At 55.7% G+C, this 18,036-nt stretch carries 18 protein-coding genes; 10 read left to right on the forward strand and 8 right to left on the reverse strand.

The features are described from left to right. Positions 1–33 precede the first annotated feature (33 nt). On the reverse strand, positions 34–978 hold the full coding sequence (locus H8S45_RS00870) for an L-lactate dehydrogenase (RefSeq protein WP_107630447.1): 945 nt from the start codon (positions 976–978) through the stop codon (positions 34–36). A gap of 130 nt (positions 979–1,108) precedes the next feature. Between H8S45_RS00870 and H8S45_RS00875 the strand changes: the two genes are divergently transcribed. Both H8S45_RS00875 and H8S45_RS00880 read left to right on the forward strand, forming a co-directional pair. Then, positions 1,109–2,371, forward strand: a complete 1,263-nt coding sequence (locus H8S45_RS00875; protein WP_107630448.1) for an S-layer homology domain-containing protein — start codon at positions 1,109–1,111, stop codon at positions 2,369–2,371. A 67-nt stretch (positions 2,372–2,438) separates the two neighbouring features. Next, positions 2,439–3,470: a copper amine oxidase N-terminal domain-containing protein gene (locus tag H8S45_RS00880; RefSeq protein WP_147573670.1), complete on the forward strand. Its 1,032-nt coding sequence runs from the start codon at positions 2,439–2,441 to the stop codon at positions 3,468–3,470. A 70-nt stretch (positions 3,471–3,540) separates the two neighbouring features. Here H8S45_RS00880 and gltA read toward each other — a convergent pair whose 3' ends face one another. The 3 genes from gltA to H8S45_RS00895 all read right to left on the reverse strand — a co-directional run bounded on the left by gltA (position 3,541) and on the right by H8S45_RS00895 (position 6,649). After that, the gene (gltA, locus tag H8S45_RS00885) at positions 3,541–4,932 is read right to left on the reverse strand and encodes an NADPH-dependent glutamate synthase (protein WP_107630450.1); all 1,392 of its coding nucleotides are present in this window, start codon (positions 4,930–4,932) and stop codon (positions 3,541–3,543) included. A 1-nt stretch (position 4,933) separates the two neighbouring features. Further along, on the reverse strand, positions 4,934–5,779 hold the full coding sequence (locus H8S45_RS00890) for a sulfide/dihydroorotate dehydrogenase-like FAD/NAD-binding protein (protein WP_107630451.1): 846 nt from the start codon (positions 5,777–5,779) through the stop codon (positions 4,934–4,936). A 123-nt stretch (positions 5,780–5,902) separates the two neighbouring features. After that, a complete protein-coding gene (locus H8S45_RS00895; protein WP_054325895.1) occupies positions 5,903–6,649 on the reverse strand; it encodes an SH3 domain-containing protein in 747 nt (248 codons plus the stop codon). 211 nt (positions 6,650–6,860) lie between these two features. On the opposite strand from H8S45_RS00895, the gene H8S45_RS00900 reads away from it, so the two are divergent. From H8S45_RS00900 to H8S45_RS00910, 3 genes are all read left to right on the forward strand, one after another. Then, on the forward strand, positions 6,861–7,700 hold the full coding sequence (locus H8S45_RS00900; RefSeq protein WP_054325896.1) for a basic amino acid ABC transporter substrate-binding protein: 840 nt from the start codon (positions 6,861–6,863) through the stop codon (positions 7,698–7,700). Between the two features lie 80 nt (positions 7,701–7,780). After that, positions 7,781–8,563: an amino acid ABC transporter permease gene (locus tag H8S45_RS00905; RefSeq protein WP_107630452.1), complete on the forward strand. Its 783-nt coding sequence runs from the start codon at positions 7,781–7,783 to the stop codon at positions 8,561–8,563. After that, positions 8,550–9,272, forward strand: coding sequence for an amino acid ABC transporter ATP-binding protein (locus tag H8S45_RS00910; protein ID WP_107630453.1), 723 nt, complete (start codon positions 8,550–8,552; stop codon positions 9,270–9,272). The genes H8S45_RS00905 and H8S45_RS00910 overlap by 14 nt, the downstream gene beginning before the upstream one ends. Positions 9,273–9,310: 38 nt before the next feature. On the opposite strand, the gene H8S45_RS00915 is transcribed toward H8S45_RS00910, so the two are convergent. From H8S45_RS00915 to rpmB, 4 genes are all read right to left on the reverse strand, one after another. Next, positions 9,311–11,464 (reverse strand): Tex family protein, encoded by a 2,154-nt coding sequence (locus tag H8S45_RS00915; RefSeq protein WP_054325897.1) that lies wholly within the window; start codon positions 11,462–11,464, stop codon positions 9,311–9,313. A 103-nt stretch (positions 11,465–11,567) separates the two neighbouring features. Next, complete coding sequence (locus H8S45_RS00920) at positions 11,568–11,897, reverse strand: branched-chain amino acid transporter permease (protein ID WP_054325898.1); 330 nt, start codon at positions 11,895–11,897, stop codon at positions 11,568–11,570. Continuing rightward, entirely contained in the window at positions 11,894–12,583 is a 690-nt protein-coding gene (locus H8S45_RS00925; protein WP_054325899.1) for an AzlC family ABC transporter permease, read from the reverse strand. Before H8S45_RS00925 ends, H8S45_RS00920 begins: the two co-directional genes overlap by 4 nt. 104 nt (positions 12,584–12,687) lie before the next feature. Continuing rightward, positions 12,688–12,876, reverse strand: coding sequence for a 50S ribosomal protein L28 (gene rpmB, locus H8S45_RS00930; RefSeq protein WP_078096872.1), 189 nt, complete (start codon positions 12,874–12,876; stop codon positions 12,688–12,690). 201 nt (positions 12,877–13,077) lie between these two features. Between rpmB and hprK the strand changes: the two genes are divergently transcribed. The 5 genes from hprK to H8S45_RS00955 all read left to right on the forward strand — a co-directional run bounded on the left by hprK (position 13,078) and on the right by H8S45_RS00955 (position 17,931). Further along, a complete protein-coding gene (gene hprK, locus H8S45_RS00935) occupies positions 13,078–14,010 on the forward strand; it encodes an HPr(Ser) kinase/phosphatase (protein WP_107630457.1) in 933 nt (310 codons plus the stop codon). A 149-nt stretch (positions 14,011–14,159) separates the two neighbouring features. Then, complete coding sequence (locus H8S45_RS00940; RefSeq protein WP_054325900.1) at positions 14,160–14,882, forward strand: phosphatase; 723 nt, start codon at positions 14,160–14,162, stop codon at positions 14,880–14,882. A 12-nt stretch (positions 14,883–14,894) separates the two neighbouring features. Continuing rightward, positions 14,895–15,818: an ROK family protein gene (locus tag H8S45_RS00945; protein ID WP_054325901.1), complete on the forward strand. Its 924-nt coding sequence runs from the start codon at positions 14,895–14,897 to the stop codon at positions 15,816–15,818. 144 nt (positions 15,819–15,962) lie between these two features. Next, complete coding sequence (locus H8S45_RS00950; RefSeq protein WP_161804668.1) at positions 15,963–17,507, forward strand: N-acetylmuramoyl-L-alanine amidase; 1,545 nt, start codon at positions 15,963–15,965, stop codon at positions 17,505–17,507. A gap of 19 nt (positions 17,508–17,526) precedes the next feature. Continuing rightward, the gene (locus H8S45_RS00955) at positions 17,527–17,931 is read left to right on the forward strand and encodes a C-GCAxxG-C-C family protein (protein ID WP_262563557.1); all 405 of its coding nucleotides are present in this window, start codon (positions 17,527–17,529) and stop codon (positions 17,929–17,931) included. Positions 17,932–18,036 lie beyond the last annotated feature (105 nt).

Consider the following 18,036-nt stretch of genomic DNA (forward strand, 5'->3'; position numbering starts at 1 on the left):
AAAAGGCGGAACGGCTTTTGCCGTTCCGCTTTTTTAATCGCCCAGCTCGTCGATCAGCTCTTTCATTTTTTGCGCGGAGGACTGGAGCTGGAACAGTTCATCCTGCGACAACGGGATGTCGAGCACGGATTCTGCGCCGTTCCTGCCCACAACGGCGGGTAGGCCGAGGCAAATGCCATCCACACCGTAATGGCCGGAAATCATGGAGGATACAGGGAGAACCGAGTGTTCGTCTCGTACAATTGCCTCCGCGATGCGCCGGACCGCCATACCGATGCCGTAGTAAGTCGCGCCCTTGCCCTCGATAATAGAATAGGCGGCGTCACGTACATTTTCGTAGATGCGCTGCATCGCCCCGAATGAATCGTCCTTTCCGGTGATGCGGCAGTAATCCGCGAGATCGACGCCCGAGATATTTGCGCTTGACCAAACGGCAAGCTCGCTGTCGCCGTGCTCGCCGATGATAAAGGCATGGACGTTGCGGCTGTCCACATTGAGGTGCTGGCCGACCAGGTATTTGAGCCGCGCGGTATCAAGAACGGTTCCTGAACCGATGACCTGACCGGCGGGCAGGCCGGACATCTTCTGTGCCATATAGGTCAGCACATCGACCGGATTGGACACGATCAGCAGTACGGCGGACTGGTTGACCGCCATCAGATGTTCGATGATCGAGGACATGATGACACGGTTCCGGCCGAGCAGCTCGATACGCGTCTCGCCCGGCTTCTGGTTTGCGCCCGCGGCGATGACGACAAGCCCGCACTCCGCAAGGTCGCCGTAGTCGCCGGCACGGACAAAGCACGGCTTTGCAAAGGAAATGCCGTGGTTGATATCCGCAGCCTCGCCTTCCGCCTTTTTGCGGTTCATATCGACAAGTACGACTTCAGAGAAAAGGCCGGAGGTGGACAATGTAAACGCGCTGGTCGCACCGACAAAACCGACGCCGATCACGCCACATTTTTGTATACTAGTCATTGAAGAGCACTTCCTTTCCGTTTCCCGCATAGTATGCCCGCTTTCCCTTGGAAAACATACGAAGCTGTGCTATAATTAAAAAACAAATCATCACAAATTTGGAATATTGAAACGATGGGAGACAATGCGAATGAATAAATGGACGCGTATGCTTTGCGCGGGCGCGGCGTTGGCCGCAGCCCTGACGGTTTCGGCGTTTGCCGCGGATTTTACCGAATGTGCGGAGCATTTGGACGATATGGGCCTGTTCAGAGGAACCGAGCAGGGATATGAACTGGACCGCGCGCCGACCCGCGCTGAAGCGGCCGCGATGCTGGTTCGGCTGCTGGGGAAAGAGGAAGAAGCCGGCCGGCTGGCGTATGACGCGCCGTTTACCGACCTGCAGGAGTGGGAAAAGCCCTATGTGCAGTATCTGTATGAAAACGGTCTGACGACCGGCGCGACCGAAACGACATTCGAACCAGAGGAACAATGTACCGCGCAAATGTACGCGGCGTTTTTGCTGCGCGCGCTGGGCTATACAGAAGCAGATGGGGATTTTGTTTACGCGGATTCATCCCGCTTTGCCAGTCGGATCGGGCTGTACGATCCGGCAACTGTAAATGAAGCGGATTTCCTGCGCGACCATGTTGTGGCGGCAAGCTATACGGCGCTTTCGATATCTCCGAAGGGTACGGATGACACGCTGCTGGCGCGGCTGGCAGCAGCCGGCGCGGTAGAGGAGCCGGCTGCTGCGCCGTATCAGGAATTATTCCAGGCCTATAACCGTTATCTGGATGCGACCAGTAAAATGGATGGATTGACGGCGTTGTCCGTCGGTCAGGAGCTGCGCGTGGATGCGGGTACCTTTGTAATGACCTGCGAGGAGCAGACAGCGATCGATTTGGGCGCGCCGGCGATGCTTACAGACCGCACAGTCACCCTGTCTGCGGAGCAGGCCGGAGAAAAAACATTTACTGCCGAAAGTTATACGGCAAATGGCTTTCGCTATTTGCGGCAGGACGGGACAAAATCGCGGCGCGCTTTGACCAATGGGCAGATGCAGCTCGCGTTTGAAGGTTATGCGCGCGTCCCTGTGGCATTGATCGATTCGGTTTCGGTATCCGGCCAAAGTTATACCATTGGATATAATCAGGCGGGGCTGGCGCGGTTGGACAGTGTGCTGGAAGCTGCGCAGTCGGCAGTGGGGGCGCTGGGCGATCTGGAAATCGAAGGGTTTACTGTCGTGCAGGAAGCCTCGGATGGTTTGATTCAGGCGCAGGAGGTCCGGTTTGGCTTTGCGGCAGACGGCATATCCGGCCAGGTGGAGAGTCGCATGACGCTGCAGGGAGTTGACAATCAGGTCACGGTTTCCGCGCCGGCAAACTTGGAGCAATACCCCTTGGTAAAATAACAGGGCGGCCGTGTAAAGGGAACAAAAGAGAACGGGGCGTCGTCCAAATAGAAAAGGAGGGATATGCATGAAAAGGAAGTTTTTGTCCAGTATGCTGGCGGCCGCGCTGCTGTATGTCGGCTCGTTTTCAGCAGGGGCTATGGGTGTGGAGGAGGTGAGCGTGCCAAACAAGCAGCTGCCTGCGCTGCAGCAATCGCCGGCAGGAGAGTATGCGACCGTTCTTGAAATGCAGGTCAAATCCGGCATGGAGTCGGTCATGACGGTCAAAACCGATATGTATGACCGGTTGGTGATGCGCTTTTCCAACACCTTGCTCATGGACACCCAAACAGGTACTCCGGTTTCGGAAACCGATATCGCAGCGGGCGACAAGGTATTCGTCTATTATGCGGACTATGTGATGGAAACTGAACCGCCGCAGACCGACGCGGCGGCGGTTCTGGTCAACCTGGAGGATGGACATGCGCCGGCGCGCCTGCTCACTGCGGAAGCCATCCAGCATCCCGCGGAGGAGGATGGGAGCGTTACCATCCTGACGGATAATGGAGAGTTGCTGCTTACCGTGCAGAAAGATACGGATATTCGGCCGTTAGGCACAAAAAATATCGCTTCAGCAGATGATATCCATATGGGGACACGGTTTTTCGCTTGGTACGATCAGGTGGCGTTGTCCGAGCCGGGGCAGGCGGTTGCAACGCGTATTGTCATCCCCGCGCAGCAGGGTAGCCGTTTTGCGATCGTCGTGGAAGGGGACATGGTACTTCCACTCGATGGGCGCGTGGAGCAAGGTATCTTGATGGTACCCGTGCGTACGGCGGCAGAGGCGTTAGGCTATACGGTGGTCTGGAATGGCGAAAACGAAAGCATATCTCTGAAAAAAGGGGAGCGGGAAACGCTGTTGGTATTGGGAAAGGACCAATATGCCGCGGATATCCGCATGGGCGTGGCCATGGCGCTTGGCGCAGCGCCCTACGAGGTGGATGGCGTTAGCTGGGCGCCTGCGGAATTCTTTTCCCTGTTGGGCGAGTCGGTCACTCTGCGTGCGGGAGAACTGCATCTGGGGATCGTGAGAAATAACCAGTTGCCCGCGCCAAACTGAAGCAGTGGAGAAAACCGGTGAGGAAAAACAAAAGGACCTGCATGTATGCAGGTCCTTTTTCAATAGGCAGTTATTTTTTGTTTTTAATGTATTCATCCATCGCAGCAGCGGCGCGCTTGCCCGCGCCCATAGCGAGGATAACGGTGGCTGCGCCGGTGACGGCATCGCCGCCAGCAAAAACTCCGTCCTTGGAGGTGATGCCGTGTTCCTCATCCGCTACGATGCAACCCTTGCGGTTTGTGTCCAGTCCAGGGGTGGTCGTACGGATGAGCGGGTTGGGGCTTGTGCCGATTGCCGCAATCACGCAGTCCAGATCGAGGGTGAATTCGCTGCCCGGCACCGGCACCGGACGGCGCCGGCCGGATTCATCCGGCTCGCCCAACTCCATCTGCTGGCACTTCATGCCGGTTACATTGTAATTCTCGTCCGCGGTGATTTCCAGCGGCGCGGTCAGGAACTTGAAGATAATGCCCTCTTCCTTGGCGTGATGGATCTCCTCCAGACGGGCGGGGAGTTCCTTTTCCGAACGGCGGTAAACAATGTAGACCTCCTCCGCGCCCATGCGCTTGGCGCAGCGCGCCGCGTCCATCGCCACGTTTCCGCCGCCGACAACCGCTACCTTGTGCGCGTGCAGAATCGGCGTATCCGCACCGTCGCGGTAGGCCTTCATCAGATTGATACGGGTCAGGTATTCGTTTGCCGAGTACACGCCGTTTGCGTTTTCACCCGGCACGCCGATAAAGGTTGGCAGGCCCGCACCCGAGCCAACGAAAATCGCCTCATAACCGTCCGCAAACAGTTCGTCAATGGTTTCCGAACGGCCGACGACAAAATTAAGTACAAATTCGACGCCAAGGTCTTTCAGCGTGTCGATCTCCTTCTGGACGATCGCCTTGGGGAGACGGAATTCCGGTATACCGTACATCAGCACGCCGCCGGCGGTATGCAGCGCTTCAAAAACAGTTACTTGGTAGCCCATGCGCGCCAAATCACCCGCGCAGGTCAGACCGGCAGGGCCGGCGCCCACAATCGCACACTTGTGGCCATTCGCCGCAGGCTGGACGGGTTTTTCTTCACCGTGCTCGCGCGCATAATCCGCGACAAAGCGCTCCAGGCGGCCGATCGCGACCGGCTCACCCTTAATGCCGCGTACGCATTTCTGCTCGCACTGTGTTTCCTGCGGGCACACGCGGCCGCAGACAGCGGGCAGCGCAGAGGTTTCCTTGATTTTGGCCGCAGCTTCGAGGAATTTGCTCTCGGCGACAAGCGCGATAAATTCAGGGATCTTTACCTGCACTGGACAGCCCGAGATACAGGGCTTATGCTTGCAGTTCAGGCAACGCTGCGCTTCCTCGACCGCCATTTCCGGTGTGTAGCCGAGTGTGACCTCATCAAAGTTCTTGTTGCGGACGTTGGGGTCCTGCTCCGGCATGGGCATTTTTTTCGGATTCATGTTCGGCATCTCACTTGACCTCCTGCTTCATCAGATTGCACTCGTGACGCTCGACAGACGCCTTTTCCTGCGCCTTGTACATCGCGCTGCGGCGCATCGAACCATCGAAGTCAACCAGATGCCCGTCAAAATCCGGTCCATCCACGCAGGCGAACTTGGTCTCTCCGCCAACCGTCAGGCGGCAGCCGCCGCACATGCCCGTGCCGTCCACCATGATCGTGTTCATAGAAACAATGGTCTTGATGCCATAGGGGCGGGTGGTTTCCGCTACGAACTTCATCATGATCATCGGCCCGATGGCGATGACCGCGTCGTACTGGTTGCCCGCCTCGATCAACTCTTTCAAAACTTCGGTGACAAGCGCCTTGCGGCCGTTCGAGCCGTCGTCCGTGACAACATAAAGGTTGGTGGATGCGGCTTTCATCTCGTCCTCGAGGATAATGATATCCTTGTTGCGGAAGCCGGCGATCAGGTCGACCTCGCAGCCCATCTCATGCAGCTTTTTCGCCTGCGGGTAGGCAATGGCGCAGCCCAGACCGCCGCCGACAACGGCGACTTTTTTCAAGCCCTCAAGCTCGCTCGCTTTGCCCAGGGGACCGACGAAATCGTGCAGGCAGTCGCCCACGTTCAACTGGCCGAGTGCCATTGTCGTCGCGCCGACCTCCTGGAAAATAATCGTGATCGTACCCTTTTCGCGGTCATATTCCGCGATTGTCAGCGGGATCCTCTCTCCGTCCTCAGTCACACGCAGGATGATGAACTGACCAGGTTCCGCCTTGCGCGCGACATGAGGCGCTTCTATTACCATCAGCTTTGTGTTGGCATTCAGCGTCTTTTTTTCTAAGATCTGATACACTCTTTAAGTACCTCCTTGCGTTAAATCGCATCGAACAGTATTATTATACTGTTTATGCGGTGGGAACGCAAGTATAAATAAGGACACATAATCGGTTGTTTTGACCAAATTATACAATCCGATTCAATAATTGAGTACAATATAGTCGCCGGATACATACCCTTCGTATTGATCGTAGCGCACAACGTACCACCCGTCATATTGCCCAAGCACAAAAACCTGCGCGCCGTTGGGCGCCTTGCCGATAACAGGCGCGGAAAGGGAGGGAGCGGAACGGATGTTCAGGTTGCCGGAAGATACCTCCACAGTGGCGGTTTGGATCGGTTGCGGTTCGACAAAGGGGATTTTAAAGTACTCTGTCAGGGAAAGGACGACGTTTCGGGCGATTTCATCGATATGATTGCGGATCCATTCCGCGTCCATGGGATTGTCGTGGTAGGCGAATTCGATCAGGACGGAGGGGGCGCGGGTGCGCGTGACCTCGCCGAGCGAGGTGGTCGGCCGGACGGTAACATCGTCGGGGTTGGGATAGAGGGCTTTCAGGCCGGAAACAATGGTCTGAGCAATCTCTTCGCTGCGCAGGGAATCGGGATAATAATAAACATCCGTGCCGCGAAGCTGACCAGACAGATTGACGGGCGCAGCGTTGGAATGTAGGGCGATATGCGCGTCGTAATTGCCCTCGTTGGACGCGCGGATGGAGGAGGCGGCTGTCATTTCCGGAGTGTTGCGCGTGAATTCAATGCCGGAAGCGGTCAGGTAGGGTGCCATTGCATCCGCGATCTGGTTCATATAATACTCTTCGCTGCCATGTCCATCATAATAAAGGTTGTATTCTTGGGTTGAGGGAGATAAGTAGATACTCGGCATAACTAGGACCTCCAAACAGGATTTTGTCGCTGTCAGACTATGCCGCGGTACGGAGATTGGTCACCATGAACGATATAATAAAAAAGAGCGGGTGTTTTTCGGCGGTTTTCCCTGTTTTTTGTGTTGCATTTTTAAACGCGGCACTGTATAATATATCTTGTCTGAAATGTTCGGCCGCCCAAACGGCCGAGATAAGGAGGAGAAAGAAGCAATGAAGAAATTTTCGATTGCAATGCTGAGCATGGTGCTGGCCGGCTCTCTGCTGTTGAGCGGCTGCGGCGGCAATACCGACACCCAGCAGAATGAGGATAGCAACACGGACGCGGCCGCGACCGACAGCACGGATACGGCGGATGGCGGCGTGCTGCGCATGGGTACCAACGCAACCTTCCCGCCGTATGAGTTTACCGATGAAAACGGCGAGGTTGCAGGCATTGACGCGGAAATCGCTGCGGCGGTTGCCGAGAAGCTCGGCATGGAGCTTGATATCACCGATATGGCGTTTGAATCGCTGATTCCGGCGTTGCAGGCTGGTACGATTGATATTGTTCTGGCTGGTATGACGGTGGATCCGGAGCGTGCGGATCAGGTGAACTTCACTGATTCTTATGCAACCGGCGTACAGGTAGTTATTGTTCCGGAAAATTCGGATATCGCACCGGTAGAGCAGGAGGATGGCTCGCTTGCGGTAGATCTGACCGGTAAGACCATCGGCGTGCAGACCGGCACGACCGGCGACCTGTACTGCACCGATGATTATGGTCAGGAGAACGTCAAGCAGTTTGATAACGGTCCGCTTGCGGTGGCCGCTTTGGTCAACGGCCAGATCGACTGTGTGGTTATTGACCAGGAGCCGGCAAAGAATTATGTAGCGGCTAACGAGGGCCTCAAGATTTTGGATACCGCATACGCAAACGAGGATTACGCGGCGGCGATCAGCAAGGACAACACAGAGTTGCTGGAGCAGGTAAACGCGGCGATGCAGGAGCTGAAAGACGACGGTACGCTTCAGTCCATCATCGACAAATACATCACGGCAGATGGCGAGTAATTGATTTGGTTATGAACGAAAGGGGACGGCGCGCGCCGCCCCTTTTCGCTCGATTATGAGAAATAGAAAGGGGATAGGCTGTGGTAACGCTCACATTGTCAAACTGGCTGGAAACCGCGCCTGACTGGATTCTCTCGCTTCCGGAAAATCTGCAAAGGCTGCTGTTCCAGCTCTACCAGACCTTTATTTACCAAGACCGTTGGACTTGGTTTGCCCAAGGCCTGCGTATCACATTTATCGTAACGATCGGCGCGCTTATTTTGGGTATCATCATCGGCCTGCTGGTCGCCATGGTCCGCACGGCGCACGACTCCCAGCGGATGGGCAAGCACAATCCGGTGCTAGGCGTGCTGAATGTATTGTGCAAGGTATATCTGGCCGTGATCCGTGGTACTCCAATGATGGTTCAACTTTTAATCAGTTGTTTTGTCATCATGGTGCCGAAGGATGACTTCGGCAGCCTGATATGCGGTATTGTGACGCTGGGCATCAACTCGGGCGCCTATGTTGCGGAGATCGCGCGAAGCGGCCTGATGTCGATCAGCGCCGGCCAAATGGAGGCGGGGCGCTCGCTTGGCCTGAACTACGGCAAAACGATGCGCTACATCATCATCCCGCAGGCCATTAAAAATATCCTGCCTGCGCTGGGCAACGAGATGATTACCCTGCTCAAGGATACCTCGCTGGTTTCGGTCATTATGCTGCGCGACGTGACCAAGCAGGCGCAGAATATCGTTGCCAATACTTATCAGCCCTTTGTGCCGTATGTCAGCTTGGCGGTCATTTATCTTGTGATCGTCCTGATTTTGACCAAGCTGCTCGGTATTTTGGAAAGGAGGCTGCGTGCAAGTGATCGACGTTAAAAACCTGTGCAAGTCCTTTGGGGATCATCAGGTGCTCAAGGGCGTCAACGAGCATATCGAAAAGGGAGAAAAGGTCGTTATTATCGGACCGTCGGGGTCCGGCAAATCCACTTTTCTGCGCTGCCTCAACCTGCTGGAGGAGCCTACCAGCGGCGATATCATTTTTGAAGGGCAGAATATCACCAGCAAGGTGACCGATATCAATTTGATCCGCCGCAAGATGGGCATGGTGTTCCAGCAGTTCAACCTGTTTCCTCATCTGACCGTGCGTGAGAATATTAAGCTGGCACCTGTCAAGCTCAAGATCATGACAGAGGATGAGGCGGACAAGCGTGCGATACAACTGTTGGAGCGCGTCGGTCTGCCGGATAAGGCGGACAGCTATCCGGTTCAGCTGTCCGGCGGGCAGCAGCAGCGTATCGCAATCGCCCGCGCGCTGGCAATGAATCCGGATGTGATGCTGTTTGACGAGCCTACCTCCGCACTGGATCCCGAAATGGTCGGTGAAGTGCTGGAGATCATGAAAGAGCTTGCGGACGATGGCATGACCATGGTTGTGGTTACACACGAAATGGGATTCGCACGCGAGGTCGGCACCCGTGTACTGTTTATGGATGGGGGAAACATTGTGGAGCAGAACGAGCCGCACGCTTTTTTCACCAATCCGAAGCATCCTCGGCTGAAAGATTTCCTGTCCAAGGTATTATAAAAAACGGGGTACAGCTTTTGCTGTACCCCGTTTTCCGTTTATTTGGCCTGCTTCATGGAAAGGGCGATGCGGTGGCTTTTGGGATCAGCCGACAGGACGACCACATCCACGATATCACCGACGGTGACCGCTTCGGAGGGGTGCTTGATATAACGGCTGCAGATTTGCGAGATATGCACCAAACCGTCCTGATGGACGCCGATATCCACGAACGCGCCGAAATCCGCCACATTGCGTACCGTTCCTTTGAGCTTCATACCAGGCTTCAGGTCCTTGAAATCGAGGACATCCGCGCGGAGCAGCGGCGGCGGCAGCTCATCGCGTGGATCGCGCCCGGGCTTCTGAAGCTCGGAAATAATATCCATCAGGGTCGGCACACCAACCCCGCAGCGCTGTGCGGCATCGGTTCGGCCCAGTTTCTCTATGCGTGCAGAAAGCTCTCCCAGCTTGCCGGAAGCAGCGTCCTGAACGGAGTATCCGCACAGGGTAAGCAGCGTTTCAGCCGCGGCGTAGGATTCGGGATGGACCGCGGTCCGGTCGAGCAGGTTGTCACTTTCCGGTACGCGCAGAAAGCCCGCACATTGCTCATAAGCCTTGGGGCCAAGCCCTTTTACCTTCAATAGCTGCCTGCGGCTGTCAAAACAGCCGTGTTCCTCACGATAGGCAGTAATATTTTTCGCCACGGTACCGGAAATGCCGGCAACGCGCGACAGCAAAGCGGAAGAAGCAGTGTTGAGATCCACGCCGACAGCGTTGACGCAGTCCTCAACCACGCCATCCAGCGCCTCGGATAGGCGTGCCTGCGGCATATCGTGCTGGTATTGCCCGACACCGATTGCTTTGGGGTCGATTTTGACCAGTTCGGCCAGCGGATCCTGCAGACGACGGGCAATCGATACGGCGGAACGCAGGTTGACGTCATAATCCGGAAACTCCTCGGCCGCAAGCCTGCTCGCGGAATAAACCGAGGCACCGGCTTCAGAGACGACCATGTACTCGATGCCGCCGCCGTATTCCCGAATAAAGTCGGCAATCAATAGCTCGCTTTCCTTGGAGGCTGTGCCGTTGCCGATCGCGATGCAGGTAACATGGTGCGCGTCGCACAAACGGCGCAGCGTTTTTTTCGCTTCGTCCACTTTTTGATAGGGCGGCGTGGGGTATATGACAGCGGTATCCAGCACCTTGCCGGTGCCATCCACCACGGCGAGCTTGCAGCCGTTCCGGTAGCCGGGGTCGAAACCGAGCGTCACACGGTTTTTCACAGGCGGCTGCATAAGCAGGGGGCGCAGGTTGAGCGCAAAGGTATGGATCGCCTGTTCGTTTGCCGTATCGGTCAGTTCGCTGCGCAGCTCGCGCTCCAAGGAGGGGAACAGCAGCCGTTTCCAGCTATCCTCACAGGTGGTGCGCAGCATGGCGCAGAACGGATTTTTGGGATGCAGGACAGCGCGGTTCAGCTCGACCAGCGCCTGGCTGTCGTCCACGGTCAGGGCCACCTTGAGCTTACCCTCCTTTTCCCCGCGGTTGATTGCAAGGACACGGTGGCTTTGCAGCCGGCGGACCGGCTCGGAAAATTCGTGATACATCGCATAGACGGTATCCTCCGCGTCGGTTCCGGCGGTTTGTATCACACCGGTCTGGCGGATCAGGCGGCGCAGGCGGCCGCGGATATCCGCATCGTCCGAGATATCCTCCGCAATGATGTCCGAGGCGCCTGACAAGGCTTCCACAGCGGTTTCGATGCCTTTGGCGGGAGCGACGAAAGGCGCGGCAAGCGCGTCCAGATCGGGGGAAGGCGTGCGCGCGGCAAGAAGCTGTGCAGCCAAAGGCTCCAGACCCTTTTCGCGGGCAACAGAGGCGCGGGTGCGGCGCTTGGGGCGGTAGGGGCGGTAGAGGTCGTCGAGCGCGGCCAGGGTCTGTGCCTCTGCGATTGCGTGGTCAAGCGTCTCGGTCAGCTTGCCCTGCGACTCGATCGATGCGCGGATTTCCGCACGCTTTTCATCCAGGCTGCGCAGATAACCGAGCCGGTCAGCAAGCGTGCGGATCATCTGGTCGTCCATCGCGCCGTGCAGCTCTTTCCGGTAGCGGGCGATAAAGGGGACGGTATTCCCCTCGTCAAGCAGTTTGACGACATTGGAAACGTATGATTCCGGCTGCCGCAGCTCATGCGCCAGCATATTAATAATAGTCTGCATAAAATAACTCCTTTTTCAGCTTGCTTTATTGTACCACAAAATTCTTGGTCGGGAAATAAAAAACCGCATTGGAAAACCAATGCGGTCAGGGATAGACAGGGCATCAGACAAATATACCCTGCACCAAAAACATATACAGGATGGTGCCGATGCCGATCGATAACAGGTTGTTCCGTTTCCAGACGTGCAGCAGCGCAACGACAGCGATACAAAGCAGCTCCGGCGCACCGTGCGGCACAGCAAGCCAGTCCACGCTTTTGACGCAATAGATGACCAACAGAGCGATCACAGCGGGTGGGAGCGTCTCGCCGAGATAGCGCACGATCGGGGGGATGGGCTTTTTTCCATTAAAAAGCAGGAACGGCGCGACGCGTGTCGCAAAGGTGCAGAGCGCGGCGACGGCAATCATGGCAAACGCTTTTTGCGGGGTCATTCCGACACCTCCCCTGCAAGCTTCCCGCGTAGCGCGACCAGCATGACGCAGATGGCCATCATGGCGGGCAGGATAAAGTTATCCGGACCGAGCAAGGTAAGCGATACAGCGGCCGCGCCAAGCCCGAGAAAGGCAGGGATATGGCATTTGCTGCTTTTCCACTGCTCGACAAAAATCACAGTAAAGAGCGCGGTCATCGCGAAATCAATGCCTGTGGTATCGAACGGCAGCACGCCGCCGATGATTGCGCCAATAACCGAGCCGATGATCCAGTAGCTTTGGTCAAGCACGGAGATCAAAAAGCGCATCGCAGCAGGGTCGACACCGTCCGGCGTTTTCAGCGAACAGAGCAGGGAATAGGTTTCATCGGTCAGGGAAAAGATCATGTACCACTTGGCGCGCCCCATCTGGTAGAAGGTATCGAGAAAAGAAAGACCGTAAAAGATATGGCGGCAGTTGAGCAGAAGCGTCATCACCGCGACGGTGACAAGGGACGAGTTTGCTGCAAGGAGCGAAACCAGAAGATATTGTCCGGATCCGGCGTAGATCGTCAGGCTGGACAGAAACGCCCAGGGAGCGGTAAAGCCGGCATCGCGCAACATCACGCCAAATGCGAAACCGATAAAAAGATAGCCGCACAGCACTGGGATTGTGACCGTAAACGCGGGGCGGAGCGCCTTTTTCATGGGAATCACCTACCGTTAAGGGTACTGAGGAAAGGGATATGCAATAGAAAAGCGCCCTGCAAGCAGAGCGCCTCAACATGCTTTCAACGTATCGCGCGGGAAACTCAGATCGCGCGGGTTACCTTGCCGGAGCGGAGGCACCGAGTACATACGTTGATATGGCGGGGAGTACCATCGACCAGAGCCTTCACACGACGAACATTCGGTTTCCAAGTTCTGTTGGAACGACGATGAGAGTGAGAGACCTGAATACCAAAGGTCACGCCCTTGCCGCAAATATCGCACTTTGCCATTTTCCTGCACCTCCTTCTCTTGTGCATTGCGTAACGGATATTATAATACCATAATGCCTGTAAAAATGCAAGCGGTTTTTTCATAAAAAGTCCTATTTTTCAAGTTTTGCCGCAGAAGAGCGGGAAAACGTTGAAAAAGGTGGAAAATCAGGGTATAATACAAGCATCGACATACCTGCCGCTGCGGAGGGGAGTATTTTTATGCAGTTAAAAGAATTTGGCGTCAGCTTAGGCGATCTGATACAGGAGTTTGATTTTGAGGTCGTCTACGGACCGGAGGGCTTTGAGAAAATCGAGATCACAAAAGATGATGTCAACCGCCCGGGACTGCAGCTCGCCGGTTTTTTTGATTATTTCGATCCCAATCGTATTCAGATTGTGGGCAAGGTGGAATCAAGCTATGTAGAGCAGATGACGCCGGAAGCGCGGCTGGCATGCTTTGAGCGGCTGTTTTCCACCGGCATTCCGGTATTGATTGTCTCGCGGAATATCGATGTGTTCCCCGAGTGCCGGGCGGCGGCGGAAATGTATAAGGTGCCGATCCTGCGCACCAACGAATTTACCTCAACGATCATGAGCGCGGTGATCGCTTCCCTTAAGGTCAACCTCGCGCCGCGGGTGACGCTGCACGGCGTCCTTATCGAAATTTACGGTGAGGGCGTCCTGTTGCTGGGCGATTCCGGCGTCGGTAAATCCGAGACTGCAATCGAGCTGGTCAAGCGCGGCCACCGGCTAATCGCGGACGACGCGGTTGAGATCAAGCGCGTGTCGGACAAGACGCTGGTCGGCACGGCGCCCGAGGTCATCCGGCATTTTATCGAGCTGCGCGGCATCGGCATTGTCGATGTGCGCCGGATCTTTGGCATCGGCGCGATCAAGATGACTGAAAAGGTCGAGTTGGTTATCAACCTGGAGCCGTGGGAGGATGGAAAGCAGTACGACCGCCTAGGCCTGGATGGACAGACGACCAGCATTCTGGATATCGCGGTTCCGTCGCTGACGATTCCGGTCAAGCCCGGCCGCAATCTTGCGGTCATTATTGAAGTCGCCGCCATGAACGACCGCCAAAAGAAGATGGGCTTTAACGCGGCACGCGAGCTGCAGGAGCGCATGCTCAAGCAGTACGGAAACTGATGCGCAGAGGTACGGCCGGCCACCTCGCAGCGCTATGACTTGCCTGCGCGCCGGACGTTTTTGAAAACAGGCGTCAAACGCCTGTTTTCTGTTTGGATAGACACTTTACGCGAAATGGATTTCACCACAAAAAGGAGCAATTGTTTTCTATGCACATCGTAGCAGACCTGCATACCCACACGATCGCCAGCACACACGCGTACTCCACGGTATATGAGATGGTTCGCGGCGCAAAAGCAAAGGGACTGATCGCGATTGGCATTACTGACCACGGTCCGGATATGACAGACGGCCCGCATGAGTGGCATTTTTCCAACCTGAATATTATTCCGCGAGAGATAGACGGCGTGGCCGTGATTCGGGGAATAGAATTCAATATCTGTCCCGGCGGGGCGCTGGACCGGATGAGTGAAAAAAGCCTGGAGCCTGTGGAGTTTGCGCTGGCCTCTTTCCATGACTGCTGCTTTGCCCCCTCCACGCGGGCGGCGCATACAGAGGCGCTCGAAGCAGTGCTGCATGATAAACGGGTGCAGGCGTTTGGGCATCCGGGTAACCCCAAATTTGATTTTGATATGGAGCATATTATTTCACAGTGCAACCAGTACGGCAAGTTGGTGGAGATCAACAGCAATTCCTTTGCCATCCGGAAAGGAAGCAGGGAGAACTGCACGGAAATCGCGCGCCTGTGCAAAAAATATCAGGTGCCGATCGTTGTGGACAGTGATTCGCATATTGAATATACAGTCGGCTGTGTAGACAACGCATTGGAGATGCTGGAAGAGATCGGGTTTCCGGAGGAGTTGGTGGTCAACAGTAGCGGGGAGCGTCTGGATGAATATTTTCGTGGACGCGGTTTGACGCTGTTCGGATGAAAAGGAGGAAACATGATGCGGATCGGTATTGATTTAGGTGGAACAACGGTAAAAGCGGCGCTTTGTCGGGAGGATGGCACGCTGCTGCATAAAATGAACGCGCCCACCCGTTTGGGAGACGCGGATGGGCTGCGGGCGGATATGAAAGCGCTCGCGCTCGCGCTTTGCGAAAAAGAGGCAATAACGCCGGAGCAGGTACAGAGTATAGGTATCGGCGTACCTGGCTCGTTCGACAAGGAAACCTGCACGCTGCGGTTCGGAACCAATTTGGATATGAGCGACGTGTGCTTCGCGCAAGCGTTCGAGCCGGAATTCCAGTGCGCGGTCCAACTGGATAACGACGCAAATTGCGCAGCGCTGGGAGAAGCGATTGCGGGCGCGGCAAAAGATACCAGAAATATGCTGATGATTACCCTGGGAACCGGCGTCGGAGGCGGGATTGTGGTAGACGGAAAACTTTATACCGGCTGCAACGGCATCGCGGGAGAATTGGGACACATCGTGATACGACAGGGCGGCGAGTCGTGCAACTGTGGACGAAAGGGCTGCCTGGAGGCCTATACCTCCGCTTCGGCTTTTGTCCGCTTTGCGGAGCGTGCCTTGGAGGCAGGAAGAAAGAGCGTTCTGGAAGAAAATCGGGGGGCGCTGAACGCCAAAATGATATGTGATGCCGTAGACGCGGGTGACACCCTGGCGCGGGAGCTGTTTGAGGAATACTGCGTCAACCTCTCCTGTGGGCTGGCGAACCTGGTCAATATTTTTCAGCCGGAGTGCATTGTCATCGGGGGTGGCCTTGCGGGCTATGGGGAGAAACTGATCGAGCCGCTGCGCCGCTTAACAGAAGCGGAAACCTTCCAGGGCGCGTCATGCAATGCAAGGATCATTGCGGCCGCGCTGGGAAATGACGCGGGGCTGATTGGCGCGGCGATGCTTTAACGCAAAACTGTAATATAGAGCGGCGCATTTGTAATATTACAAATGCGCCGCTCTACCCTTCAAAGCATTGAAATTCGGGCTTTTTCGTGATAAAATACGTTCCGTATTATGAGAAAACCAGCTTGTTCAACCCGGAGGTCTATCATGCGTTTGAAACGAATGATTGCCCTGCTGTGCGCATCGCTGTATATTTTAACTGGCACAGCCGCAGCGGGTGAAATAACAAAAGAGGAAACCGAACAGCAAATCGTTCTGGAAGCCGGCGTGCCGGCGGCAGAAGAGGGCCGCGCTGTTTCGCAAAACGCGGCCCCGCAAATGCCGTCCGCACGCGCGGCGCTCAAGACGGTTCCATCGACGCACAAGGTCACGGTCAATGGGCAGGCCGTCAGCCCGCAGGCCTATAATATTGACGGATACAACTATTTTAAGCTACGGGATATTGCGTTTCTGCTCAGCGGCACCACGGCGTCGTTTGATGTGCAGTGGAATGGGGAGAAAAACGCGATCGACCTGATATCCGGCGCGGTCTACACCGCGGTGGGCGGGGAGATGAGCGTTGCATCCTCCTCTACGCTCCGTGTACAGGAATCGACCGCCAAGCTGCTGCTGGATGGCAGCGGCGTATCCATCAAGGGCTATAATATCAATGGGAACAATTATTATAAGATAGCGGACGTATCGACTGCAATGGGGTTTACTGCGGCATTTGAAAGCGCGACGCAGACGGTGCAGATCAAAACGCCGTCTGCGCCCGATCCGGAAATGCAGCCGGAGCCTGATCCGGAAGGGCCGCAGGAACCTGCGGAACCGGAAGAGCCTTTCGTGACAGGGGTCTATCAGGTTAAGGTCAGCGACTACCTTTCGGTACGGACGGGTCCCGGGCTTACTTATGCGGCGGTCGGCAAGCTCACAAACGGTACAGAAATCGTCGTGGATTCGATAACGGATAATTGGGCGCATATCATGGTTGGAGACGACGGGAGCGACCGCTATTGCAGTGCGGACTATCTTGTACGGGTGAAGGACTATGATACGTCCGAGGGAGAGCCGGAGCCGGTTATCAAGCCGGTGCGGCCGGAACGCACCTCGAATATTGATGGAAAAATGACCGTGATCGTTGACCCCGGCCATGGCGGCAGCGATGTTGGCGCACATAACGAGGACGGTTCTCTGGATGAAAAGCATATCAACTTGTATGTTTCGCAATATCTGGAAGAATATCTGGAGGAAGCGGGCGTTCGGGTGATCATGGTACGCGATACACTGGAGGAGGGGAGCTCGCTCTCCCTGCGCGGTCAGATCATGGAAGAATATGTGGACACGGTTGATCTGTTTTTCAGTGTCCATCATAATGCGGCCAATACGACGGCACGCGGTGCGGAAGCGCTGGCGCAAATCGTGGATAAGGACGGAGGGCCGACCAGGATTCTGGCGGAGGCACTGCTGGAGGAGTATGAGAAGCTGGGCGTCCCGATCCGGCAGGTCGTATTCCGAGAAGGAAGCAACGGAGATTATTATTATACGAATCGCGTGGCATCCGCGCTGGGTATTCCTGCCCTGACCAGTGAATTTTGCTTTATCGATAACGAGGAGGATCAAAAGCTTATCGATAGCGAGGAGGATTGGCAGGCGGAAGCGCTGGCGCAGTTCCATGCGATCATGCGCTATTTCGAGCAGGTTGAATATTAACGGACAGGAGAGATTGAACGTGACAGAAAGAGAAGAGCGGGCGCAACGTTTGCATGACAGCGGCTATAACTGCGCGCAGGCGGTTGTGTGTGCTTATTGCGACCGGTTTGGGTTGGATGAAAACACGGCGTTTAAAATGGCCGAGGGCTTTGGCCTGGGCATGGGGCTTATGGAGGTTTGCGGCGCGCTGACCGGCGCGTTCATGCTGGCGGGCTGCAAGCAGAGCAAGGGCTGCAGCCACCCGGGGGAAACAAAGGCGCAGACCTATAAGTTGACAAAAGCTCTAGCGGCCGCGTTTGAGGAGAAGAACGGCACCTACCTTTGCAGAACGCTAAAAGGCGTGCCGGATGGAACGGTAAGGCGGTCCTGCCCAGGGTGCATTAGTGATGCTTGCCAACTTATCGAAGAATATTTGTTGAAATAGCCTATTTGCCGCAGATGTCAACCCATCTGCGGCAACTTTTTTTGCTATCGTTCGCCTGCTTTCGACAGACGGCACCTGTGCAGGGGCGTAAAATGAGGGTTATGA

It is taken from the genome of Agathobaculum faecis (assembly GCF_014287995.1).
In the GTDB taxonomy this organism is placed as follows: Bacteria; Bacillota; Clostridia; order Oscillospirales; family Butyricicoccaceae; genus Agathobaculum; species Agathobaculum ammoniilyticum.